The organism is Blautia acetica (assembly GCF_038739805.1).
Taxonomy (GTDB): domain Bacteria; phylum Bacillota; class Clostridia; order Lachnospirales; family Lachnospiraceae; genus Blautia.
In genome coordinates, this window is the sequence record NZ_JBBEWO010000020.1 from 37,692 (window position 1) to 61,479 (window position 23,788).

Annotated in this window: 26 protein-coding genes; all 26 read right to left on the bottom strand. The window is 44.0% G+C overall.

What is annotated here, in order from left to right; all coding sequences use genetic code 11:
- Positions 1–190: 190 nt before the first annotated feature.
- Positions 191–619, bottom strand: coding sequence for a DUF3887 domain-containing protein (locus WBS51_RS12410; protein WP_291682218.1), 429 nt, complete (start codon positions 617–619; stop codon positions 191–193).
- The gene (locus WBS51_RS12415) at positions 616–1,380 is read right to left on the bottom strand and encodes a DUF3784 domain-containing protein (RefSeq protein WP_173750148.1); all 765 of its coding nucleotides are present in this window, start codon (positions 1,378–1,380) and stop codon (positions 616–618) included. Before WBS51_RS12415 ends, WBS51_RS12410 begins: the two co-directional genes overlap by 4 nt.
- Positions 1,377–1,556 (bottom strand): GHKL domain-containing protein, encoded by a 180-nt coding sequence (locus WBS51_RS12420; RefSeq protein WP_420360652.1) that lies wholly within the window; start codon positions 1,554–1,556, stop codon positions 1,377–1,379. Before WBS51_RS12420 ends, WBS51_RS12415 begins: the two co-directional genes overlap by 4 nt.
- Entirely contained in the window at positions 1,553–1,771 is a 219-nt protein-coding gene (locus WBS51_RS12425; RefSeq protein ID WP_173750141.1) for a hypothetical protein, read from the bottom strand. The genes WBS51_RS12420 and WBS51_RS12425 overlap by 4 nt, the downstream gene beginning before the upstream one ends.
- 1 nt (position 1,772) lies before the next feature.
- Entirely contained in the window at positions 1,773–2,099 is a 327-nt protein-coding gene (locus WBS51_RS12430) for a LytTR family DNA-binding domain-containing protein (RefSeq protein ID WP_291682216.1), read from the bottom strand.
- Entirely contained in the window at positions 2,069–2,242 is a 174-nt protein-coding gene (locus WBS51_RS12435) for a hypothetical protein (protein ID WP_291682215.1), read from the bottom strand. The genes WBS51_RS12430 and WBS51_RS12435 overlap by 31 nt, the downstream gene beginning before the upstream one ends.
- An 11-nt stretch (positions 2,243–2,253) precedes the next feature.
- Entirely contained in the window at positions 2,254–2,475 is a 222-nt protein-coding gene (locus tag WBS51_RS12440; RefSeq protein WP_226853626.1) for a LytR/AlgR family response regulator transcription factor, read from the bottom strand.
- A 127-nt stretch (positions 2,476–2,602) separates the two neighbouring features.
- Positions 2,603–3,142: a Fe-S-containing hydro-lyase gene (locus tag WBS51_RS12445; RefSeq protein WP_173750150.1), complete on the bottom strand. Its 540-nt coding sequence runs from the start codon at positions 3,140–3,142 to the stop codon at positions 2,603–2,605.
- A gap of 19 nt (positions 3,143–3,161) precedes the next feature.
- Entirely contained in the window at positions 3,162–4,007 is an 846-nt protein-coding gene (locus WBS51_RS12450; protein ID WP_173750151.1) for a fumarate hydratase, read from the bottom strand.
- A gap of 21 nt (positions 4,008–4,028) precedes the next feature.
- Entirely contained in the window at positions 4,029–4,979 is a 951-nt protein-coding gene (locus tag WBS51_RS12455) for an alanine-tRNA synthetase second additional domain-containing protein (protein ID WP_173750152.1), read from the bottom strand.
- An 87-nt stretch (positions 4,980–5,066) separates the two neighbouring features.
- Entirely contained in the window at positions 5,067–6,320 is a 1,254-nt protein-coding gene (locus WBS51_RS12460; RefSeq protein WP_173750153.1) for a methylaspartate ammonia-lyase, read from the bottom strand.
- Positions 6,321–6,407: 87 nt separating this feature from the next.
- Entirely contained in the window at positions 6,408–7,856 is a 1,449-nt protein-coding gene (locus tag WBS51_RS12465; protein WP_173750154.1) for a methylaspartate mutase subunit E, read from the bottom strand.
- Entirely contained in the window at positions 7,840–9,228 is a 1,389-nt protein-coding gene (glmL, locus tag WBS51_RS12470; RefSeq protein ID WP_291682212.1) for a methylaspartate mutase accessory protein GlmL, read from the bottom strand. Before glmL ends, WBS51_RS12465 begins: the two co-directional genes overlap by 17 nt.
- A 21-nt stretch (positions 9,229–9,249) precedes the next feature.
- Positions 9,250–9,681: a methylaspartate mutase subunit S gene (gene glmS, locus WBS51_RS12475; RefSeq protein ID WP_173750156.1), complete on the bottom strand. Its 432-nt coding sequence runs from the start codon at positions 9,679–9,681 to the stop codon at positions 9,250–9,252.
- Positions 9,682–9,711: 30 nt separating this feature from the next.
- A complete protein-coding gene (gene citF / locus WBS51_RS12480; protein WP_180211157.1) occupies positions 9,712–11,115 on the bottom strand; it encodes a citrate lyase subunit alpha in 1,404 nt (467 codons plus the stop codon).
- On the bottom strand, positions 11,112–11,987 hold the full coding sequence (locus WBS51_RS12485; protein WP_294461548.1) for an HpcH/HpaI aldolase/citrate lyase family protein: 876 nt from the start codon (positions 11,985–11,987) through the stop codon (positions 11,112–11,114). Before WBS51_RS12485 ends, citF begins: the two co-directional genes overlap by 4 nt.
- Entirely contained in the window at positions 11,984–12,256 is a 273-nt protein-coding gene (gene citD / locus WBS51_RS12490) for a citrate lyase acyl carrier protein (protein ID WP_173750159.1), read from the bottom strand. Before citD ends, WBS51_RS12485 begins: the two co-directional genes overlap by 4 nt.
- Before the next feature lie 35 nt (positions 12,257–12,291).
- The gene (locus tag WBS51_RS12495) at positions 12,292–12,924 is read right to left on the bottom strand and encodes a cyclodeaminase/cyclohydrolase family protein (protein ID WP_173750160.1); all 633 of its coding nucleotides are present in this window, start codon (positions 12,922–12,924) and stop codon (positions 12,292–12,294) included.
- Positions 12,925–12,951: 27 nt separating this feature from the next.
- Complete coding sequence (gene ftcD, locus WBS51_RS12500; protein WP_173750161.1) at positions 12,952–13,845, bottom strand: glutamate formimidoyltransferase; 894 nt, start codon at positions 13,843–13,845, stop codon at positions 12,952–12,954.
- Positions 13,846–13,858: 13 nt separating this feature from the next.
- Positions 13,859–15,115, bottom strand: coding sequence for an imidazolonepropionase (gene hutI, locus WBS51_RS12505; protein WP_173750162.1), 1,257 nt, complete (start codon positions 15,113–15,115; stop codon positions 13,859–13,861).
- Positions 15,116–15,148: 33 nt separating this feature from the next.
- On the bottom strand, positions 15,149–17,194 hold the full coding sequence (locus tag WBS51_RS12510; protein WP_173750163.1) for a urocanate hydratase: 2,046 nt from the start codon (positions 17,192–17,194) through the stop codon (positions 15,149–15,151).
- Between the two features lie 233 nt (positions 17,195–17,427).
- Positions 17,428–18,771 carry a sulfatase-like hydrolase/transferase gene (locus WBS51_RS12515; RefSeq protein ID WP_294463294.1) on the bottom strand — a complete coding sequence of 448 codons (1,344 nt, stop codon included), beginning with the start codon at positions 18,769–18,771 and terminating at the stop codon, positions 17,428–17,430.
- Positions 18,772–18,783: 12 nt separating this feature from the next.
- Positions 18,784–19,647, bottom strand: a complete 864-nt coding sequence (locus WBS51_RS12520; protein WP_294463295.1) for a carbohydrate ABC transporter permease — start codon at positions 19,645–19,647, stop codon at positions 18,784–18,786.
- Positions 19,648–19,657: 10 nt separating this feature from the next.
- Positions 19,658–20,554, bottom strand: coding sequence for a carbohydrate ABC transporter permease (locus WBS51_RS12525; protein WP_291682209.1), 897 nt, complete (start codon positions 20,552–20,554; stop codon positions 19,658–19,660).
- An 11-nt stretch (positions 20,555–20,565) separates the two neighbouring features.
- The gene (locus WBS51_RS12530; RefSeq protein ID WP_173749916.1) at positions 20,566–21,870 is read right to left on the bottom strand and encodes an ABC transporter substrate-binding protein; all 1,305 of its coding nucleotides are present in this window, start codon (positions 21,868–21,870) and stop codon (positions 20,566–20,568) included.
- A 252-nt stretch (positions 21,871–22,122) separates the two neighbouring features.
- Positions 22,123–23,631 (bottom strand): helix-turn-helix domain-containing protein, encoded by a 1,509-nt coding sequence (locus WBS51_RS12535; protein ID WP_173749917.1) that lies wholly within the window; start codon positions 23,629–23,631, stop codon positions 22,123–22,125.
- Positions 23,632–23,788 lie beyond the last annotated feature (157 nt).

Consider the following 23,788-nt stretch of genomic DNA (forward strand, 5'->3'; position numbering starts at 1 on the left):
TGCGGCCAGAAAGCCGTATCTTATAAAGAAAGAGCATCAGACTGAGAATGGTAAAATCGGTATTTTGATGCAGTAATCTCTCAAAGTGCCAATTTGCCCATTTTGAACGAATCAGAACAGCAGTTGAAGGATTAGAGCCACATGCCTAAGTGAAGGTGGCTCTAATCCTTCAACCGAAATACATATGTCCTTACTTGTAGTAAAATCCCGCACATTTCATATTCGTATCAAAGGATATGGTGAACATGATTTGTCCATCCTCATACTTCGCCAGTACCATAGCTGCCGCATATTCTGTTCCCGTGTCTTTATCCTTTGTTCCCTTTACCTCCACTTTGGAAAATTCCTGAAATTCCCCCTTGCCTTCCAGCACATAATCCAGGCTTTCCTGCAATTCATCAAAAGCCACACCGTTTTGCATAACCGGGGTAAACGAGTCCTCATAGACTTCTTTCAGATTTCCGGCATTGACTTTTTCTACGATTGCCTTTGCTGCTTCTTTTACTTTGTCCTCGTCAAATTTTTCCGAAAGTTCGGTTCCACAGCCGCCCAGGCAGCCCACAATAACTGCAATCATGCAAAGCATTACGATTTTTCTTATCTGTTTTCCTAATTTCATGTTTCCGTTCCCCTTTCTGCCCATTTTTGCATATCTTCATACAGCCGCTCTGTATCTTCTTTGGTTTCTCCGTTTAACACTATGGTCGGCCCTGTGGTTTCCAGGACAATATAAGACTTGCAATCCTTGTATACAAAAAGCATATAATCTCCATAAATTTCATTCCGAAAATGTCCTTCCAGCAGTTTCATACTTCCCAAACCATTGGTTCGTTTTCCAGGCTGCAGCTTATTCGTATGGGATATCTTTTGTATATCTTCCCTCTTTATTTCATAATCCGGCCAGTACGATGCCACAATTTTCATTTTTTCTCCGGCAAATCTGGTTTTTACATCTCCGGTAACAAGGGAAATACCGATAACGACAACCAGCAGAAGTGTAAAAATGACGCTGCATCTGTTGATTATTTTCACCATCCTCTGCTGTTTCCCACTCTCCATCCCTGTTTTTTCTTCTTCCGGTGGTTTTACTACACAAATAGTATTGCACAGCAGAATCACAACGATTGTGCCGATAGATAAATACACGAAAGCCAGTACCAGATACCAGTCCGGAGCCTGTTCCCCCAATACAGCTCCAAGCGCCAAAAGAAGCGTGACTCCGCCCATGTACAGACCTATGACCCGGCACAGACGCTTTTCCTTGTATTTTTTCTTTTCCTCTTCACTTGCAGTATTGTAACCTGCAATCAGAAAACTCCCCTTTCCCAAAAGCAACACTGCCGATAAAATCCCAAAGATACCAACCAATATCCACATCATGCTTTTTCCTCCTCCCTGGCATCAGGAATCAGCAGAATCACCCGAAATTCTCCGTCTTCCTGTTCTATAGTACACGTTCCCTCATACTTTTTCAGCGCCTCTTTTACATTCTCAAGTCCCAGCCCCTGATGTCCGTTTCTTTTATTTTTCTCTTTTGATTTTCCCACTGTATTCACAATCTCAATAACCAGAAATTCTTTTGATTTCTCTGCATGATTTTCATAAAAATAGCATTGGTCAAATTTACAGACAGCCCCCATAGCAACACTACTCCCGCCAGAAACAACAGGTAATAAAACAAATAACCTCCTTTCCCCTTGCGAATACGGGAAGTAAACCAGCACAGAAGCCCCAGCAAAACCAGTATATCCGGCACAATCCATTGGTACATATCACTTCCTCCTGCCTGCCAGATATTTGCTCAGAACCTCTTTAAACAAAGGGGACTGTTTCTGTGCCAGAGGAATTACCGTACCATTTGTCATATAAATCTCGTATCCTCTCATATTTTTAATTTCCCCCAGATTCACCACAAAACTTTTGTGGGGTGAGGCAAATCCGTATTCTTCCATCCGGTCTCTCACATCTTTCAGCCTTCCTCCCATTTCATAAGTCCCATCCCTGGCAGTTATAAAAATCCTTCTTCCGGAAAATTCAAAGAAGTAAATCTCCTCCGGATGCAGAAAAATCAGTCCGCTTTTTGTAGAAAACTCCAACAATGGACTTTTTCCTGTTCTTCCTCCTGGTAGGTTCTGGCATCCTCCACCTGAGCCAGAATTTTCTTCTTTGTCACCGGTTTCAAAAGATATCCAAAGGCGTGAACGGAAAAGGCTCTGCCCCCGTATTCGCTGTAGGCCGTCACATAGACAATTTTCAGCTTTCTGTCTCGAAGACGAATCCCCTGGCTGTTTCAATTCCGTCCATTCCTTTCATATCAATATCCAGGAACAAAAGGTCATAAGTTTCCGTCTGCTTTAGAAACTCCTCGCCGCTGAAATACACATCTATCTTTTCCAGGGGGTTGGGATACTGGTGTAGGATATCCATTAGTATGTCAGCGGCCCTTTTATCATCATCGCAAATTGCTATCTTCATTTTATGTATTCATCATACTGTAAAGAGCTGCCCACCAATTCCTTAGTGCGTCAGCCCTTTACACGCTTTTAATCTTCTAACCGAACAAAACGATTACAGAATATCTCTATTCAAGACAAAAGTTTCTTTAATTCTTACAAACCTCATCATAAAGATTCCGTCCCTTAGAATCAATCACTACAATCACCGGAAAATTTTCCACTTCCAGTTTACGGATAGCCTCTGTGCCCAAATCATCATAGGCAATCACTTCTGCCTTCTTGATACACTTGGAGAGCAGCGCTCCCGCACCGCCTACAGCGGCGAAGAAAACAGCGCCGTTTCGCACAATGGCATCTGTAACTTCCTGCTTTCTTCGTCCCTTTCCAATCATACCGGTCAGACCCAAATCCAGCAGTCTGGGGGCATACTTATCCATACGGCTTGCTGTAGTCGGACCGGCGGAACCGATGGGACGTCCCTCTCTGGCCGGAGTCGGACCCATATAATAAATCACATTTCCATCCAACTCAACAGGAAGTTTTTCTCCCCTGTCCAGAGCCTCGGACATTCTCAAATGCGCCGCATCTCTTGCAGTGTAAATCGTTCCCGTAATATAGACATAATCTCCTGCTTCCAGTGTCTTTACCTCTTCCTTATCCAGAGGCGCTTTCATATATCTGTCCATTCTCATTCCTCCCAAAGCATTATATGGTTCTGGCAATATGACGGTTTACATGACAGCAGATGTTCACTGCCACCGGAAGTCCCGCAATATGTGTCGCATAAGTATTGATATTCACTGCCAACGCTGTGGTATCGCCGCCAAGGCCTGCAGGTCCCAGACCGATTTCATTGATTTTTGCCAGCAGTTCCTCTTCCAGTTCTTTGATATGAGGAAGTTCGGAATGTGTACCGATTTCACGGGTCAGCGCCTTTTTCGCCAAAATGGCAGCCTTTTCAAAGGTGCCGCCGATTCCCACGCCTACCACAACAGGAGGACATGCGTTAGGGCCTGCTTCTCTTACCGTATTCACAATCGCTTCTTTTACGCCTTCCACGCCATCCGCAGGTTTCAGCATATGGATTTTACTCATATTTTCACTTCCGAAGCCCTTAGGCGCTACCAAAATCTCTACTCTATCCCCCGGTACCAGTTCATAGTGAATAATAGCCGGTGTATTGTCTTTTGTATTGACACGAAGCAGCGGATCACCCACAACGGATTTTCTCAGATAACCCTCCTGATACCCCTGGCGCACGCCTTCGTTTACTGCGTCTTCTACGCTGCCTCCTTCAAAGTGTACGTCCTGTCCGATTTTCAAAAATACTACGGCCATACCGGTATCCTGGCAAATGGGAATCATATCTTCCCCCGCAATTTCCAGATTTTCCAGAAGCTGTCCCAAAATCTGTTTTGCCAGAGGCTTTGTCTCTTTCTCGTGTGCATCTTTCATAGCCTTGTCCATATCCGGTGCCAGATAGTGATTGGCCTGTATGCACATTTCTTTAATATTCTGTGTCAGAAGTTCTACGTTTACGCTGCGAACCATACTTGTTCCTACCTTTCTGTTTTACTTTGGCTGACCGCTTAAAGGTCTGCTGAAATCAATACGGTTAAAGTCCTTAATATCGTCGGACTGATGTTGTCCCAGCAGTCCAATCAGCATATAATACCCGTTTCTGGGATCCTGGGGATATTCCTTTACCAGAGTAAAGTCCCCGATTTTCCCGGTACTGGAAATATGCATTCTCGGTCCCAGACATTCCAGAATGTACGGACCAATCTGCACATGATGTTCATCATAATAAGAAACCGGCAAATCCTGCGCCACTGCTTCTTTCACCTTTTTTTCCAACTGAAACAAATTCACATCCGGCTTCTGCTCAAATTCCAGTACAAACCCATGACGCACATCGGAGCGGGGACCGTCCTGTGCATATCCCTCTCCCATGAAATGCACACACAAATCCTCCAGCGTATGAGCTGCTTTCCTGTAGACCACGGACTTGTGTACAATCTTTGCAATGTTTTCCGGAAGCGGCCCGAACATGTTGGGACGGGTAATGATGATTTCTTCCCCGATTCCTACCAACAGGTCTGCGTTTCTCTTCAAAAACGGAAATATCAGTTCAAAATGCTCCACAATTACCATTTTTCCGTTCCTGGAAGCTTCCAGAATAGCCTCTGCCAGCACATGCATCTGGGTAAATGCAGACTCAAACCGGATATCCAAATGATAGGTATGAGGAGAAAACGGGTCTTCCAAATCCTCATGAAGAAGAGGAAGGGGACGAATATTGACGCCTTCATCGTCATTGGTCAAATCCACCCCCGGAAACATTCCCTTAATCAAGAGACTCTTTCCGGCTCCTGCGTCTCCGATAATTCCTATAATGTGGTCAAAGGGGCTTAAATACATCTGGCTTAACTGCATACCCAAATCCGCCATACGGCGATTGCCTCTGGGTGCAAAATAATAGCTGTACAGGTTTCCCTCCTGCATCTGTTTTGAATATGCCATACTTTTTTCCTCTGCTTTGCACAAAAGGTGCCGTATAAAGGGGCTTTTCAATCCTCACTCAATACGACACCTGTGTTTCGTCAACCTTTATTTCTGAGTTTTTCTTGCTTTTCTAAGAGCAAGGATTCTTTCCATTTCATTGTAAACAATCATAAAGCCTTCGTCAACACCCATGCCCGGTTTTGCAAGAATCTGGTCCGGTTTGGTTGCCATTGCACAGTTTACGCAAACCTGTGCAGAACGGTCTGTTTCGTTACAGGTACCGCCCTGGTAAGCGCCGAATCCTTTTTCTTTGCAGTAAAGAACGGCTTCCACAATGTTATTGATTCCGCCAAGGTCCGGTGTCTTAATCTGTGCCATATGTCCGGCTTTGTTGTCTGCAAAGTATTTTACATCTTCCAGAGTATTGCACCATTCGTCTGCCACTAACTCTACATCAATGCCTCTTCTGTCCACTTCTTCTCTCAGTCCCTTTAAGCAGAGCATCTGTTTTTCTCTTTCCTCTGCGTCCATAGGGCCTTCAATTCTCAAATGGAAGGGTTTTGCCGCTTCTTCCAGTTCTGCCAGATAATCCGCCATAGCCGGATAATTGTCTACGCCGAAAATTGCACCAATCGTACCGTATACGTCAATATGGAACACCGGCATATAATTTTCGTCATTGCGCAGCTTCAGCACACGGTCTCTTAACCACGCCACATACTCTTTTAAGATTTCTCCGTGCTCGCCCAGTTTTAACTTCACATTGTTAATCAAAGCGTGAGGCATAACCGCAGCACCTTTTAAAATCATCTTATCCGCATTGTCATAACGGCTGTCCCCGGACTGGGTAAATACAGGAATCGGCTCTTCTGAAACCGTTGTGCCGTATTCATCAGCAACAACCTCGCACATCAGACGCTTGCTGGATTTTGCCACTGCGTCCAAAATCGCCTGACTTACTCCATAGCGGATAGCGGTGTGCAGTCTCTTACCCTCCACCTGAATGTTTTCCAGCATTTCGCATAAGTTCTTAAAGCTGTCCGCCTCTTTTCCAACCAATTCCGGTTTGATATATTTGTCAATAATCGGAATAAAGTCTTCTGCCAGAAACAGCGGGTCACGTCCGCCTGCACCGGAATACTGTACGGCTGCACAGTCACCCCAGGCAATCTGTCCGTCCTCCAGAATCAGCATGACGGAAATGGCCTCTCCGGCCTGTCTTACAGACTTAAATCCCGGTGTAACGGTCTCCCCAAAATATGCAGCGCCGTCAGAAACAGCGCCTTTTTTAATCGCTCTCTGGTCATCAAAGAAAAATCCGGTTCTTGCTTTTGAACAAACTACGTCTACTATTTTCATGATACTCTTCTCCTTTATTTACCGTGATAAAGTAAACTTTCTTTCTATTTTCCTTTTATATTTTCTCTTTCGTTTCTGCCTCTCTCATCATTTAGGCTTACCAACTAATCTACCCTTACTGATTGCATACACGTCGTCAATCACCATCTGGAAGGAAGCTTTTCTCTTTTCCATCTTCGCACGGTGTTCAATCTTGCCTCTGTTGAAGTCAATGAGTTCCTGCGGAAGCGGAACGTGGGCGGTATTTAAGTAGCGCACAGCGCCTTCATGGTCACGGGCCGGAAGCATTTTGCCGAAATTGTATTTACTCGGGGCAAACGGAATATCAATGACACCGGCTTTGACTGCGCGGATAACGCCAAGCGCCAGATCACCCATACCAAGTTCAAAGGTCTTGTCCACAATAGCACAGGTTTCCCCTTTGATGATGGCCTTTTCCAGTTCCAGAGCAGAGCTCTTTAATTCCTGGTCAGCTAACAGGGAAATGGCCTGTTTTGTACAGCGCAGCCCCTGTGCATTGGCTTCCATGGTCGGTACACCAATGGCTTCATGAGGAGTCTTAACAATTACCTTTGTAGCTTTTGCCAGAGCTGCTACAGAACTTCCCCAGGAAATAACAGCGAAGGCTTTTGCTTCGTCCTGTGGGAAGCCGCCCATCCACTGATGAAGTACGGAAGTAACGGTTACATCTTCGTATCCGTATTTTTCCAGGTATTCTTCTGTCAGTTCTTCCAGAACCCGAAGGGCTGCAACGTCCTGTACCAGGTTACCGCACTGGCCGTAACCTACGGTTACATTTTTTACACCCTGTTCTGCTGCCAGAAGAGCCTCAATAATGGCAACCGCATTGGACATAGACGGCGGAACCAGAGTACCGGTTAACGGTCCGTACGGCTCACGGTTAATGGATACGCCTGCTTCTTCGTAGATACCGGTCAGACGGTCTACATACTGCCAGTCATAAATGGTTCTCTCAAGAGGAACGTCTTTTGCATATGGAATATTGTAGGAAATACCGCCGCCTTCATAGCTTGTAAACCCTCCTGCATAGCAGATTTCTGTCAGCAGTCTGGCGTCCGGAGTACCATGGCGTACCTGTACCGGAGTATCCAGATTTTCAATAATCTGACGGCATCCGTATACACCGTGGTTGACGGCCGGAAAACCATTGAGCATGGATTTCTGTGTGTGGATAGACTCTTTAATTCCCACCTCTGCCTCTTCATAACGGTTCTGACGTGTATAAGAATCAATGGTTGTAGGAAGCAAATCTGCCTCACCCTGGTTCTGCAGATACTGCAGAAGTTTAATGTGTTCATCAATCAATGCTACACCGGCTCTTGGCTGAATCAGTGTTCTTCTCTCCTTCTTCGCTGCTGACAGCTTCCTGGAAAAGCTCTTTGATTCCGGCATATTTTTGTGATACTCAACCGCTTCGTCAAAATCTACATCTTTACCTGTCGGCCACTGTTCCAGAATTTCTTTTCGGATACCGTAAAATTCATCATCCGACAATCTTTTATTCCTTATGTCCATAATAAGCAATCTCCTTCTTCATAATTTCCAGCGCCGCTGTGGGATAATGCTGGGAAAGCAGTCCCATGGCCGCCAGAATATATTTTCTATCCACCAGGATTTCCGCATGCTCCGGGCGCAAAGAGCCGGGAGTGCTCTCATCATACAGAGCGTATTTGGCAATCTCCTCTGTATGTTTTGCATGTATCAGTGCACCGCCTGTGACTATGACGTATTTTACACGGCGCAAATCCTTGCCGCTTTGCAGATAAGTAAGTCCACAGGGGGTATATACCTGTTCCAGAGAACCTGCGTGACGTGTCACCGCTGTCTCCACAGCCGCACAGGCCAGCGCATAGTCCATATTTTCCATTTCTTCGTTATCCGGAATATAGTCTGTGTGATTTCCCAGATATTCCACCAGTCCCGCAATTTTCTGGCGGTTGATACCGGATATTTTCGACAGTTTCCGGTCTCCTGCCGCTTCCAGAATCCCCTGGGCACTGTAACGCATACCAATGTCGCCTTCCACACTTCGTTTGGCATATGGCTCCTGCAGTCCCTTCATCACCGTAGCTGCATTGGCCGGATTTCCGTCTGCAATGGAATAGACATCTGTTGTGGCGCCGCCTAAATCCACGCCTACCAGTTCTCCAATGCCCCGGCAATCCTCCCAGCCGTCAGACAACAACTCCATGGCTGCCAGCATGGCAGAAGGTGTTGGCATAATAATGCCGGAAACCAAATCCGAAGCCTCGGAAAGTCCTTTTCCCTGCACAATTCTCTTCAGAAAAATTTCCCGTATCTGTTTCTGTGTGGGCTCAATGTTCAATTCACCAAGCCTTGGCATAACATTTTCACAGATATAAGTGGTTCTTCCCTCCAGAATTTCCTGACACTCCTCTGCTGCACAGCGGTTTCCCGCAATGACGATGGGGCAGTCATAGCTTAAATCTGCCAGCATTTTGGCATTATAGAGAATACACTCTGCGTTTCCCCCGTCCGTTCCTCCTGTCAGCAGAATAATATCCGGGTGATATTTCTCAATCTCCCGCATATCCCCTTTTGTCAGGTTAAAAGAATAGGTTTTCCATACCTTTGCACCGGCGCCCAGAGACGCCTCTTTAGAGGCCTGGGCCGTCAGTTCCGGTACCAGACCGATAGAAATCATCTTCAGTCCTCCGGCTGCGCTGGAGCAGGCATAGCGTTCCTCATATTCCATATGCCCCACTGTCTTTTCCAGGAGTTCCAGCGCGTCGCAAAGCCCGTTGTTAATATCTGTTTCCACTGTGGTATACGCTGCCGCCGTACCCAGAATCTCACAGCCTTCCACATCCACAGCCGTTACCTTGGTGTTGGTGCTGCCAAAGTCCACCAATAAGATTGGTTTCATTTCATTCACCGCCTCGCTTTATCAGTCCTCTGTCTTTGGAGCTTCCATGCCGAAATCTTCATACAATGCTGCAATGGTTGTTTCCGGCGCTGTACCCGGACCGAATACCCGGTCAAAGCCCATGGCTTTGAAACGTTTTTCCACTTCATTAAATGGCTGTTTTCCTACAACGATATTTCCTCCTACATATAAGAGAATATCCTTTAAACCAGCCTCGTTGCATTTGTCTCTCAAACCACGGCAGTCCAGCTCTCCGTGACCATAAAGAGAGGACACTAAAATGGCATCTGCGCCTGTCTCAATGGCAGCGGAAATATATTCCTCCTGAGACACCATAACTCCAAGGTTTGTCACATCAAATCCCGCATCCTCAAAGGCATGCTGGAGAATACTGATTCCCACTGCATGTACATCTGCGCCGATAACGCCGATGATTAATTTCTTTTTATCCACTGTAAACCGCTCCCTTCCGCTTTTTCTGATTTATAATACATTTTTAATGGTATCCAGTAAGGTTCCATCGCGGTACAGTACGTTTGCTACAACTCGTTCTCCCATTTCCACCCGTTTGGGGACACCCGCAATGTCCTCTGCAATCTGTTTCAATTCTTCTATATCTTTTACCGGCAGTCCGGCTTTGATTAATTTTTCCTTTAATTCCTTCTGTTTCGGATTCACGGCAATGCCCCTCTGGGTTACCACCACATCTACCGTCTCACCCGGTGTGGATTTGCACAGCACCTCATCTACAATCAGAGGAAGTCTGGCCCGGATAAGGGGCGCCACAATAATTGCCAGCTTTGCACCTGCTGCTGTGTCGCAGTGTCCGCCTGAACCTCCCATGATGTATCCATTGGAATCCGTATGCACATTGACATTGAAATTCACATCTACCTGGGTTGCACCGAGAATCACCACATCCAGACTGTCTACTGCTGCACTTTTCGCCGCCGGGGACGCATAGCGCATAGCCGAAATTTCCTGGTGTTTCGGATTTTCCCGAATGGATTCAATGGCTTTTAAATCAAAACACTGCACATCCAAAATCGTGTCAAAGTATCCTTTATTTGCCATATCCACCATGTAACCCGTAATGCCGCCCATACAGAAGCTGCCTTTGATGTGTTCCTTTTCCATCATCTCTTCCACATATTTTGCCACAGCCAGAGATGCACCTCCGGCGCCGGTCTGGAAAGAGAAACCGTCCTTTAAGTATCCGGAATGCTTCACCACCTGTGCCGCCAGACCTGCAATGCGAAGTCCTACAGGGTCACGGGTAATCTTTGTAGTTCCGGACACAATCCGCGCCGGGTCGCCAATCTGCTCTACCTGCACTACATAATCCACATAACCCTCATGAATGGAGGTATCTTTTAACGGATAAGGCACCAGGTTATCGGTCAGCACCACTACCTTGTCTGCATGCAGCGCGTCAGAAAATGCGTATCCCAGAGAACCGCAGGCTGACGGGCCGTATTTTCCGCTGCAGTTTCCCATCTCATCTGCACAGGGCGCTGCCAGAAAAGCAAGGTCAATTTTTGAGGAACCATTTTCCATATCTCCGGCTCTTCCTCCGTGACTTCTGAAAATCACTGGTTTTGCCAGAATCCCTTTGGAAATCGCCTTTCCTACCTTTGCACCCATATAGTTACATTCCAGCCCTGTCACAACCCCGTTTTTGATATGTTCAATAATAGGTTCGTGAATATCGAAAATGGAACTTGCATTTACCGTCAAATCCCGAATTCCCATCCGGGCTGCTGCGTCCAGCACCATATTCAGCACATAATCGCCGTTTCTCATATGATGATGAAAAGAGATGGTCATTCCGTCTTTCAGCCCTGCTTTTTCAATGGCTTCTTTTACAGAACCGATTAATTTATTCATCTGCACGCACCTCCATAAATCGCTTCTTCCATTTCCAGTACCTGACGGGCACGTTTTACAATAGGTGCGTCAATCATCTTCCCTCTTAAGGAAATCACACCCTTGCCCTGACGCTTGCCTTTTTCGATGGCATCCATGACGTCATGGGCATATTCGATTTCACTCTCTGTGGGAGAGAAAACGGCATTTACAATATCCACATGCCTCGGCGAAATCACCGCTTTTCCTGCAAATCCCAAACTCTTGGCAAATTCGGTATCTTTTTCCAGGCCTTCCATATCCTCCACATCGGTAAACGGCGTGTCATAGGCTTCAATGCCGCAGGCTCTGGCCGCACATACCAGACGTGTTCTGGCATAAAAGATTTCCTTGCCCTCTTTGGTCCGTTTGCAGTGCATGTCTGCAGTAAAGTCTTCTCCTCCCAGAAACAGGCCGATAACCCGCTTATCTGCGCTGGCAATATCAAAAGCCTTTTCTACGCCAAGAGCAGTTTCAATCAGTGGAAGAATCTTCACAGAGCCTTCCTCCACTCCGGCTGCTTTCTCCACTTCTGTTATGTAATCTGCCACCTGGCGAATCATCTCGCCCCCGCTTACCTTCGTGGGCATAACCACATCCGGTTTCAGAGGAATAATCGCTTTCAAATCTTCTTTCCAGAATTCCGTATCCGTAGGATTGATACGAACTACCACTTCACAGTTGGGGAAAGACTGATATTTCAGTGCATTTCTCACCAGAATTCTGGCTGCATCCTTTTCGTCCGGAGACACTGCGTCTTCCAAATCAAAAATGATGGTGTCTGCACCCAGAGTATCCCCATTTATCAGCATATTGGGAGTGTTTCCCGGTAAAAACAGCATGGTTCTTCTCATAACGTTTCCACTCCCCCTCTTTTCAGTGCAGTTTCCATTCGTGCGCGTATGACGCAGTCTAAGGCACCTTTGTCTTTAATAAAGATTTTTCCCGTGGAAACATCAAATTCCTTTAAGGTTTCCAGTACGGCAGCCCGAATGGAATCCATATATTGATTCGCAACAACGGAGTCAATCTCCAGGGTCAGTTCCTTTTCGTCTGGCTCAATCTGAATAAACAAATCACTGGATTCCAGGGTTCCTGCTACTGCATTTTTTAAAATCTTCACAGGCTTTCTCCTTTCATCGTCTTCCTTCTTCTGTCTTACTCTGTTACACTTTTGGAAACGCCCGCCTGAGCCAGAATCTTCTGCTCAAAGGCAACCGCTTTTTTCTCCAGCACCGCTACTTCCTCAGAAGTTGCTTTTACAAATTCTTCGTCCTTAATGGATTCCAGATTGATTTTTACATTAAACAGCGCGCCCAACACTGCAGTTCTTGCCATCATAGTCGCAACCAAAGCATCGGTAACGGCTGTTTTATTTCCTTTTGTCACCATCACTTCCGCAAACGGAAGCACTTCATAAGCGGCTTTTGCCACAGATAAAGGCACGGCTACGGCTGCTTTTAATCCGTTCTGCATAGCTTCTGTACGGGCTGCCTTTTCTTCCTCTGTTTCCTTCGGAAGCGTCAGAGCCTGCATATACAAATCAAAAGATTCGCTGTCTCTTTTGATGTCGTCCAACAGCTGCTCGCAGATTTTATGCATAGGCTCTACAGCCTCTTTCATTTCTTCTTCTACTTCTGCGTATTTTTTCTTGCCAATCGTCAATCCCGCCACCATTTCTGTCAGAGCTGCTGCTAAAGCGCCAGCGAGGGCGGAAATACTTCCGCCCCCAGGTACTGGTTCATTAGAGGCTGTCTGCATGGCGAATTCTTTAATTGTCATATTTTTCATGGCATATACCTCTTATATTATTTTGAATTAAAGTCTTGTTTCAAGTACCTGTTTCGGGTCAAAGCCTTCAAATCCCAGGTAGTATTCTGCGCAGTCTACAATTGCCTGCAGCGGAATCAGACCAACGACTTCACTGCCAAGTACATTTACGCCGTAACGTCTTGCTTCCATACGAACGGTTTCAAATACTGTGTAAACAGATGTTTTTGTATAGTCTGTTAAGTTCATGGATACCTGCGCAATGTTTCTGTCCTCCAGCATAACGCCCATAGCTTTGCAGTAACGGAAGCCGCCTTTGATGTGACGGATTTTATCTGCGATTTTCTGAGCGATTTCTACGCTAGAAGTATCCAGGTTGATGTTGTAAGCAATCAGCGGCATTCTTGCGCCGATAGCTGTTACACCACCGGTAGGATGAATGGTGTTTGGACCAAAATCCGGTTTCCATTTTTCCTGGTCTTTCATTTTTTCTGCCATACCTTCAAACTGTCCCTGACGAACTTTTGCAAGATTTTCTCTGTGAGGAGCTGTAGCAGATTTTTCATATAAGAAGAATGGCTGACCAAATTTGTCTGCTGCTTCTTTTGCAACTTCTTTTGCAAGAGCGTCTGCTTCTTCTACCGTTGTGTTGCGGATAGGAATGAATGGAACAACGTCTACACAACCCATACGTGGGTGCTGTCCCTGATGTTTTGTCATATCGATTAATTCTACTGCTTTTCCAATCGCTGCAACCATAGCTTCTTTTAATGGTTCCGGTTCACCGATAACGGTTACGACACTTCTGTTGTGGTCTTCGTCAGAGCTGTAGTCTAATAATTTTACACCTTCTATATTGCGGAAGCAGTCCACGATTTTTTCGATTTTTTCTTTGTCTCTTCCTTCACTGAAATTCGGTACGCATTCGATAATTTTGTTCATAATTGTGTTCTCCTTATCTCCATTCTTTGTGATATACAGTTTCCCCTTTTTTGATAACCGTTTCTACCAGATTAATGCCTGTGTGATATGGCATAAAGTGGATAGATGGGAATTTCAAAATAACAATATCCGCCTGTTTTCCCGCTTCCAGGCTTCCCACGGTATCAGCTCTGTCTACAGCCGCCGCGCCGTTAATGGTCAGTGCGGTAATGACTTCCTCAATGGACATATTCATATAAATACAGCCAAGCGCTACCAAAAGAGGGATAGAATTGGTAAAGCAGCTGCCCGGATTCAAATCCGACGCAAGCGCCACTGCGCATCCTTCATCAATCATTTTTCTTCCCGGCGCATACTCTTCTTTCAAAGAAAATGCAGTGGCAGGAAGGAGGGTACTGATAACTCCGGCCTCTCTCATCTGACGGATTCCTTCATCGGAAGCCTTCAGCAAATGGTCTGCAGATACAGCTCCCACTCTGGAAGCCAGTTCTGCGCCTCCAAGCTGGTAAATTTCATCTGCATGAATTTTCAGCTTAAATCCCATCTTTTTTGCTTCTGTGAGATAATACTCGGAATCTTCTATATTAAATACATTTTTTTCTGTAAAGATATCAGCAAACTCTGCCAGGTTCTCTTCCTTTACTTTCGGCATAACCCCCTGAAGCTGTTCTTCCAGAAATTCTCTTTCTTTGCCTTTCCACTGAGGAAGAACACTGTGAGGTCCCAGAAAGGTTCTGACAATATCCACAGGATGGGTTTCATCCAGTTTTTTCATGACACGAAGCTGTTTCAGCTCTGTTTCACAGTCCATGCCGTAACCGCTCTTGCCTTCTACGGTGGTAACACCGAATTCCAGCATACGGTTCAACCGTTCTTCTCCTGCTTCTATCAATTCCTCTTCTGTAGCTTCTCTGGTAGGAACAACGGTGGCATTAATGCCGCCGCCCCGTTCCATAATGGACATATAACTGTCGCCTTTTAATCTCCAGGAAAATTCATCTGCCCGGTATCCGCCGAAAATAAAATGTGTATGAGAATCCACGAATCCCGGCATAACGGTTTTCCCTGCAGCGTCTATGACTTCATATTCGTTTAAGTCCACCTGTCTGTCCAGTTCCTCCGTAGTACCTGTGGCAACGATTTTATCATCATGGATAATCACAGCGCCGTCTTTAATCAGACCAATATCCGACATTTCTTTTCCGTGTTTCGGCGCGCTGCCCTTACAGGTAACCAATTCGGAGGCATGGCGTATATATCTTTTCTTCATGTTCTGTCTCCTCATAACTGTTTGCGGAAATTCTTAGTGGTGTGTATGATGATGAGGTTCTACCACCACGTCTTTGCACACTCTTTCAATCAATTCATCGTTTGCCAGGTATGGCATTGTGATGTAATCTTCACCATTTCTAATCTTGTTGTATTCTGCAACTGTTTCAATCGAATGTTCACATCTGCCCCAGCTTCTTCTGGATACACCAATCATAGTATCCCATGGAATAGCTGCCATTAAAATTTCGTCCACTCTTTCGCTTCCGTCCAGAACCATACCAAATCCGCCGTTGATGGATTTGCTGATACCAACACCGCCGCCGTTGTGAAGAGCTACAAGGCTCATACCTCTTGCTGCATTGCCTGCGTAGCAGTGAACAGCCATATCTGCCGTAATGTTGGAACCATCATAAATGTTAGAGGTTTCTCTGTATGGAGAATCTGTTCCGCCTGTATCATGGTGGTCACGTCCCAGCATAACCGGTCCGATTTCACCGTTTCTTACCATTTCGTTAAATTTCAGAGCGATATCTCTTCTTCCAAGAGCATCCTGATACAGAATACGGCACTGTGTACCAACAACCAGTTTGTTCTTTTCTGCGTCGCGAATCCAGATGTAGTTATCTCTGTCCTGGCTTCTTCTGTTCGGGTCAATGATTTCCATTGCTGCATGGTCTGTTTTTCTTAAATCTTCCGGTTTGCCGGACAGACAGCACCATCTGAATGGTCCATATCCATAGTCGAACAGCTCCGGTCCTAAAATATCTTCTACATAAGATGGGAAGATAAAGCCTTCGCTGGTGTCTTCTCCGTTCTTCGCAATATCTTTTGCGCCTGCGTCAAAGACTGCTTTCATAAATGCATTGCCATAATCAAAGAAGTAAGCGCCTCTTTCTACCAGAGTCTTAATCAGATGATAATGTTTCACCAGAGACTGGTCTACCAGTTCACAGAATTTTTCTTTATCATTTGCCAGCATTTCTGTTCTTTCTTCAAAGGTCAGACCCTGTGGGCAGTAACCTCCGTCGTATGGAACATGGCAGGATGTCTGGTCAGATAAGAGTTCAATCTTAATATTATTGTCAACTGCATACTGCAGAAGGTCTACGATATTTCCGTGGAATGCAATGGAAATGGTTTCTTTCTTATCCATGTATTCCTGAGCCACACGGAATGCTTCCGCTGCGTCTTCGATGACCAGACTTACCCATCCCTGGCTGTGACGTGTTTCAATTCTGGAGTAATCCACTTCCGCAACGATACCGACACCGCCTGCAATTTCGATAGCTTTTGGCTGAGCGCCGCTCATTCCGCCAAGACCGCTGGTTACAAATAAATGTCCGGCCAAATCGCCGTCCTGTGGAACGCCTAAGAATTTACGTCCTGCATTTAAAATCGTATTAAAAGTACCGTGAACGATACCCTGTGGTCCGATGTACATCCAGCCGCCGGCTGTCATCTGTCCATAGGAAGAAACTCCCATAGCTGTTGCTTTTGCCCAGTCTTCCGGATTGTCAAACATACCAACCATAAGTCCGTTTGTCACGATAACTCTCGGGCTGGATTCATGAGATTTAAAGAGTCCCATTGGATGTCCGCTCATCATAACCAGTGTGTGATGATGTGTCAGTTTTTCCAGATATTTTTTGATTAACTGATACTGCATCCAGTTCTGGCAAACCTGTCCGGTTTCTCCATATGTAACCAGTTCGTAAGGATAAAGCGCTACGTCATGGTCCAGGTTGTTGTCAATCATAACCTGGAAAGCCTTTCCTTCGATACATTCGCCTTTATATTCATCAATGGGTTTTCCGTAAATTCTTTCCTTTGGCATGAAACGGTATCCGTAAATACGTCCATGTGTCAATAATTCGTCCAGGAATTCCGGTGCCAGCTGTTCATGCAGTTCTTCCGGTACATATCTCAAAGCATTTGCTACTGCCAGTTTAATCTCTCTTTTGTTCAGTGTCAGTTCTCTCATCGGCGCTCTTCTGACACCTTCCTTAAAGGTTGGATATTCCGGTAACACCGGGTCTAACTTGATTACCATTGCATTTCCGATATCTGCATTGTTCATTTCACATCGTCTCCTTTGCTTTTTTTGTGATTGTATCATTCGCGCAGTCTAAAAAACGTCTATTTTCCTAATCAGCGCAGAAAAAGGCCTGTTTCTTTTGACGTTTTTAACCAAATTACCCAAAATATTTTTGTGTGATAAAGTAAAAGTGCACTAAAACATAGAATTTCTCCTTCGAAATAGGAAAACCAGAGAACGCCCGGCTCTGTGGGATTCTCTGGTTTTCTATTCTTTTATTCCTGGTAAGGTCTTATTTCCGGAATTTTCTCTCCCGCTCTTTTCATACACTCTTTCAACTTCTCTGCCAACTGCCCCCTAATATCTCTATAAACAGGATTTCTGACCAAATTCACACTTTCAAAAGGGTCTTTTTCCAAGTCATACAAATACTGCTCATAGTAAACATCTGCTCCAGGACATTCCCAAGGGTCTTCCTCTGCCACAACAGAATATTTCCATTTGCGTGTACGAATAGCACGCCCCACCTGACTTTCACTGATTTGAACAAACACACACTCTTGCCATTCCTGCACTTTTCCTTCTACCAAGTTTCTCAGCGAATGCCCCTGAAAATCTTCCGGTTTTGGAATCCCTGCACAATCCAACAGCGTAACCGGTAAATCTATCAAGCTTACAAGATTCTGAATACGTTTACCGCCCGTAAAACTTCCACCTGTTGCAATGAGCGGAATATGAATACTGGATTCATGACAGGAACGCTTGTATTCGCTGTTTCTGGTACAGAAATGACAACCATGGTCAGATGTATAAAACAATATTGTGTTGTCCCACAGGCCTTTTTCTTTCAATGTATCTACCAAATATCCTACATTTTTGTCCAAACTATGGCACTGCCCCAAATAGTCCGGATAATTTTCCTTCCAGTCTCCCTCTCCCTCCGTCATATCACCAGGAGGAGTAAAATTGCCGAAAAGTTCTTTACTTCCGTCCGGTCCCTCAAACCTACCATGGTCATTTTGATGATGTGGTTCGATCTGAGAAATGAACAGAAAGAATGGGTTTTCCCCCTGATACTTATGCAGATAATGGATCGCATAATTATTAACAGCATCTGCACGATATCCTATAAATTCGTGTTTTTTCCCAGTTTCATCAAAAACATATCCATCATAACCGTGGGAAGTAGCTTCCAGTACATCGGAAGCCATCCAATAGTCCCGATAACCACCCCTCCTGTTTTCAGGTACTGCTCTTGTCTCGAAGTTTTCTTCATCTTCCAAAGCCTCGTAGCTGCTGCGATTAGATGCCAAATGCCACTTTCCTACATACGCGGTCTCATAACCTGCCCGGCGAAAATAATCCGCCAATGTTGTTATGTTTTCCGGAAGCGCTTGTGCATTGCGATGGCACCCTATCTGTGTGGCATACTTTCCACTTTGCAGACAAGCCCGTGCAGGTCCGCATACTGGCTGACATGTAAAAGCCCGTTCAAAAAGAGTCCCTTCCTTTGCCAGTCGATCCAGATTAGGCGTTACGTCTAAAGGCTGCCCATAACACCCCAGCGTATCCCAACGCTGTTGGTCTGAAAAATAAAATATAATATTGGGTCTTTCCATATTTTTTCTCCTCTATTTCAAGCCTGTCGATACAATACCTTGTACAAAATATTTCTGTGCACACAGGAATAAGATAATCATTGGCACGGAAATTAAAGTTGCCGCTGCCATCATAGGTCCCCATCTCACTGTGGTTTCATCCCGAAACATAGTCAAGGCCAACTGGACTGTACGCATACTTTCTGAATTCGTCATAACCAGTGGCCACAGGTAATCATTCCATACCGCTGACCCCTTTAAAAGTGCCAGCGTAGCCAGAATCACTTTAGAATTTGGAATGTAAATAGAAAAATAGGTTCTCCATTTACTTGCTCCATCAATCATTGCCGCTTCATCCAGAGAACGCGGAAAATTTTCATAAAACTGTTTACACAAAAAGATGCCAAAAGAACCGGATACCAATGGAATAATAATTCCCGGCAACGTATTCATCAATCCGGAACCGCCAAATCCCATAAGGTTATTTCCTCCTGCAAGAGGAAATTTAGCCATAATCAAAAAAGTCGGCAGCATAGTAACCTGCGGCGGCATCATCAACCCTACCAAAAGCAACGTAAACAAAATTTTTGAGCCACGAAACTGTAGTCTGGCAAAAGCATATCCCGCTATGGAATTAAACAACAGTGAAAACGCAATGCTCGTTATGGTAATCATCAAAGAATTCCGAAAATAAACACTCCAGTTTCCTGTGTATAATGCTTCTTTATAATTGTTAAAGTCAAAAGTTCCCGGCAGGAAATGAAAAACCGCAGAATTAATTTCTCCTGTAGTTTTAAAGGAGGTAGAAATCATCATTACAATAGGAAGTATCATAATAAAAGAAACTCCCCCCATACAAACCAACCAGATTCCCTTTGTCCATTTTTTCTTTTTCATCTCTTTCCTCCTATGAAACATCTATATCCTGACCTTTATTCCCAAATTTAAATACCAACATTGTGACGATAAGAGAAAATCCCAATAGCAACACAGCCATTGCACTGGCATATCCCATTTTAAATTCCAGAAATCCTCTGCGGTATATCTGATGAACCACCGTGGTAGTGCGATTCAGCGGACCACCGCTGGTGAGAATATTAACCTGCTCAAAAACTGCAAAACTGTTTACAATTCCGGTCACTAGCAGAAAAAAGGTCGTTGGTCTCAGCATGGGCCATGTAATATTCAAAAATCTGCGAATAGGACCTGCTCCATCCAGTTCTGCCGCTTCGTACAGAGATTCTGGTATACCTGTAAGCCCACCTAGAAAAATCACCATAGAATAACCGCAGTTTTTCCAGATTCCTACCAGAATCACACACAGCATTGCCTGCTCCGGATTAATAAGCCATTTCTGAGGCGCAACTCCTATAAATTCCAGAAGCCTGTTGAAAAGTCCGAAATTAGGATTATACAGCCACAGCCATACCATAGAAACACAAACCATGGACATAATATTGGGAAGATACAAAGCAGTCCTGAAAACAGGAACCGCCCTTGACTTCCGGTAAAGCAAAACCGCCAGCAATAGTCCGATTGCCAACTGTATTGTCAACGTAACTGCCGTATAAAACAGCGTATTTTTCACTGCCGTCAGAAATTCCGTATCAGAAAAAAGCTTCACATAGTTTTTCACTCCCAAAAACTCAGGAATTGCATACATATTGAAGTCCGTGAGACTATAATATAAAACCATTCCAACGGGAATCAAAATAAACACAGCAAAAATCAGATAGGCCGGCAAAATCATTAAATAGGCTTCTTTATCACTCTTTCTGTTTCCGTAAACTCCCTGTTTCGCCATAACGCACCTCCTTACTGGTTGTCAATTTCCTCCTGAACCTTCTCTGCAGCCTCATTTAAAGCTGTTTTTGCGTTGCTCTGGTCATAGTATACCTGCTCCATAGCATCATCCACATATGTAAGGACACTGTTAAAATAAGGCACTTTAGGCGTACCTTTTCCATTCTCAATAGCTTCCATAATTCTAGGTCCGTTTTCCGGATTTTTTTCAAGATAAGGCTTTTCAAGAGAACTTCTAACCGGCGCAGCTCCTACCGTATCCATCCACAAATTCATAGAATTTTCACTGCACATATATTTCATCAATTCCCATGCACCTTCTTTCTGTTTTGAGTTCGCATTCATGAACATAAAGTGCATACCACAGAAAGTAGCACTGTTTTCTTCCGAAAACATTGGTACCATTTTAATTTTTCCTTCTAAATCTCCGGTATTAATACTATTAAATTCATTCTCATTGAGTATTGTCATGGCTGCTGTTCCATTATGAAACGGATTCTGGTCAGACTGTGTATTATCCCATTCCACCAGCCCAATATCCTTTAATTCTTTCATAAAATTCAAAGCCCCTACTGCTTCCGGTTCATTGAATAAAATTTTATCGTTTGACTCATCCACCAGATTCTCAACCCCATTTTGCATTGCAAAGATTTGCAAATACTGATTGATGTTTGCACCGCTGGTGGGAAGTCCAAATCCGCACTGTGTAACATTTCCCGATTTATCTTTTACTAGAAGTTTCTCATGAGCTTCTTTCAGTTCCTCCCATGTAGAAGGTGGATTATCCGGGTTCAACCCCGCCTTTTCAAACAGCTCTGTATTAATCGCAAACATACGGGCATCCGGTGTATAAGGAATTCCATACACTTTTCCTCCAATGCTACCAGATTCGATAACGCTGTCATAAAAGTCTGCCATATCGCCCCAGTCCGCTACATAATCATCAAGGCACTCATACTGTCCCATTGGCACTCTGGCGCCGATAGAAGATAAAGAATAATGAATTACATCTGCAGCTGTTCCTGAGGCAAATCCTGTGTTTAGCTTTGTCTCAAAATCATCTCCCCATGGGGCTTCCTGATATTCTACTTCATACTCTGGATGTTCTTTTTCAAAACCTTCTATCATTTTCATAAATGCTTCTTTTTTGTAATCCTCTGTTCCCGCTCGTAAAAATACCAGTTTCTGTTTGTCTCCTTTAGAACCTCCGCCTTTCTCAGCAACCAAATCTTCATTCCCACCAGAACATGCTGCTGCGGACATCAAAACAGTTCCCGTCAGTAAAGTGCTTAAAACAACTTTCCATTTCTTTTTCATAGTTTTTTATTTCCTCCTTAATTCTCTTGCTAAATTCTATGTTTATTATACACAATACCCAATTTTTATCTATGCAATTTATATATGTAATCCTGTTATATATTTACTTTTTCTATCACTTTTTTCCCACTTTGCACTATTTCCTTCTGTATAGCACATTATTTTGTTTTTTATTTTGTTCTCCTTGTAAAATCTTTGTCTTTTTGCACAACAAAAAAGTCCGGTTTCCAATATTCCGGACTTTTTGACTCCCTATGTTGTTTTTCTGAATTCCAATGGCGTCATTCCTGTATTCTTTTTAAAAACCTTACTGAAATAAGCAGAATCCGGAATCCCAACCAGACATCCAGTCTGATAAACACTTTGTTTTGTTTCTATTAACAACTTCTTTGCTTTTTCCATGCGAAAATCTAATAAATAGGTATAGATATTTTTTTCTGTTTCTTTCTTAAATAAATGTGAAAGATAGCTTTTATTCATATGGACGTGCTTCGCAAGTTCCTCCAGGGAAATATTTTCTCTGTAGTTCTCTTCAATATACTGTATAACCTTACAGACCGCTTCACTATAAACAGGACGGGAAGCCTTCAGTACTTCTACAAACTGCTTCATATACACCAATACCCTGTGTTCCAATTCCCGTATACTTTTGCAATGGCTGATTAAAATAAATTCATCTATAGAAAACTTTTTTCTCTGTGTCTCGTCCAAGTGATTCCAATAAATATTCAAGATAAAATCTAACAACAGATGTCTGACTAACGCCATATCCGGCATCTCTTTTCGGAACATATCGAATATCTCCTGCATATTTTCCAATGCCCTGTCATAATCGTGTTCCATCCATATTTCCTCTTCTCCCTTAAACCTGACCTCCCAAATCTGCCCTTCTTTCCCCGTTTCTTTAACACAAGCATAATTCAGCACCCCTGTTTTTTCGTAAAATTGCTGATAATCAGCCGCTTTTTCTGCTTGTTTGTATATCTTTTTTAAATCCTCGCAGTCTTTTCCGATTTCTCCTGCATTTAAAGATATACAGCTGTTACCAAAAGATATAAAGGTCTCAAATATTCCCAAAGACAGCTTCTCTATTTCAGATTCCCCCACTTCTGCAAGAAGCAATGCCTCACTGTCTTTTCGCAATACACAAAAAACCTTCTGCTTTTTTTCTTGAAAGAAAAAATCAGTAATTTCCTCTACTCGATTCATATTTAATGTCTTATTTGCATTTCTCAAAAGCATAATAGTAAAGTAATTTCCTCCCCATAATCGTTCCCAATCCAACAATATTTCCGGAGTAATTCTTACGTCATCTCTTAGAAAATTCTCCAGAAATTCTTTTACCTCTCCTTTCTTCTCCGCCTGTATATCTGCTTGATTCTCTATATTTTTCAAGACCTCTTCAGCTCTTTGAATACAGTTTTCCAACTCTTCTTTTACTATTTCTGATTTTAATAAAAATTCCTTAACCCCCAGTTTCAGAGCTTCCCTTGCATAGGAAAAATCATCATAAGCACTTAATATAATAGTATAGGGCAGCTTTCCTTCTGTTTTTAACTGCTTTAGCAGCTCCATACCATCCATTACCGGCATACGTATATCCGTAAACAATATATCCGGCATAAATTCCCGGCAGCAATCCAAAGCCTGTTTCCCATTTATACATATTGCTGCGACCTCATGTTCCGGAAATAGCAATTCCACATTTTTCTTCATCCATTTCAAAATAATTTCTTCATCATCTGCAATTACAATTTTCACGTTTCTTCCCCTCCCAAATGCAATACTGGTATCTCCATATCATGACCACCCGTCCAACGGGTGGTTTGCTCTAGGGCTATAAGCCCTTGTTACTAGGCCAGCGTCTCAAGGCGCTGGCTTTCTCTTTCGGCTATGGGAATTCTGTTTACACATCCTT

Coding starts and splice junctions, on each gene's coding strand:
- WBS51_RS12460 (WP_173750153.1), bottom strand. CDS start 6,320: ATGAAAATAGTAGACGTAGTTTGTTCAAAAGCAAGAACCGGATTTTTC.
- ftcD (WP_173750161.1), bottom strand. CDS start 13,845: ATGAACAAAATTATCGAATGCGTACCGAATTTCAGTGAAGGAAGAGAC.
- WBS51_RS12415 (WP_173750148.1), bottom strand. CDS start 1,380: ATGATGTGGATATTGGTTGGTATCTTTGGGATTTTATCGGCAGTGTTG.
- WBS51_RS12495 (WP_173750160.1), bottom strand. CDS start 12,924: ATGAAAAATATGACAATTAAAGAATTCGCCATGCAGACAGCCTCTAAT.
- WBS51_RS12410 (WP_291682218.1), bottom strand. CDS start 619: ATGAAATTAGGAAAACAGATAAGAAAAATCGTAATGCTTTGCATGATT.
- WBS51_RS12520 (WP_294463295.1), bottom strand. CDS start 19,647: ATGAAAAAGAAAAAATGGACAAAGGGAATCTGGTTGGTTTGTATGGGG.
- WBS51_RS12510 (WP_173750163.1), bottom strand. CDS start 17,194: ATGAACAATGCAGATATCGGAAATGCAATGGTAATCAAGTTAGACCCG.
- WBS51_RS12425 (WP_173750141.1), bottom strand. CDS start 1,771: ATGTACCAATGGATTGTGCCGGATATACTGGTTTTGCTGGGGCTTCTG.
- WBS51_RS12450 (WP_173750151.1), bottom strand. CDS start 4,007: ATGGTTCGCAGCGTAAACGTAGAACTTCTGACACAGAATATTAAAGAA.
- WBS51_RS12465 (WP_173750154.1), bottom strand. CDS start 7,856: ATGGACATAAGGAATAAAAGATTGTCGGATGATGAATTTTACGGTATC.
- glmL (WP_291682212.1), bottom strand. CDS start 9,228: ATGAAACCAATCTTATTGGTGGACTTTGGCAGCACCAACACCAAGGTA.
- WBS51_RS12515 (WP_294463294.1), bottom strand. CDS start 18,771: ATGGAAAGACCCAATATTATATTTTATTTTTCAGACCAACAGCGTTGG.
- WBS51_RS12440 (WP_226853626.1), bottom strand. CDS start 2,475: ATGAAGATAGCAATTTGCGATGATGATAAAAGGGCCGCTGACATACTA.
- WBS51_RS12530 (WP_173749916.1), bottom strand. CDS start 21,870: ATGAAAAAGAAATGGAAAGTTGTTTTAAGCACTTTACTGACGGGAACT.
- citF (WP_180211157.1), bottom strand. CDS start 11,115: ATGAATAAATTAATCGGTTCTGTAAAAGAAGCCATTGAAAAAGCAGGG.
- WBS51_RS12445 (WP_173750150.1), bottom strand. CDS start 3,142: ATGGACAGATATATGAAAGCGCCTCTGGATAAGGAAGAGGTAAAGACA.
- hutI (WP_173750162.1), bottom strand. CDS start 15,115: ATGAAGAAAAGATATATACGCCATGCCTCCGAATTGGTTACCTGTAAG.
- WBS51_RS12525 (WP_291682209.1), bottom strand. CDS start 20,554: ATGGCGAAACAGGGAGTTTACGGAAACAGAAAGAGTGATAAAGAAGCC.
- WBS51_RS12455 (WP_173750152.1), bottom strand. CDS start 4,979: ATGGCATATTCAAAACAGATGCAGGAGGGAAACCTGTACAGCTATTAT.
- WBS51_RS12485 (WP_294461548.1), bottom strand. CDS start 11,987: ATGAGAAGAACCATGCTGTTTTTACCGGGAAACACTCCCAATATGCTG.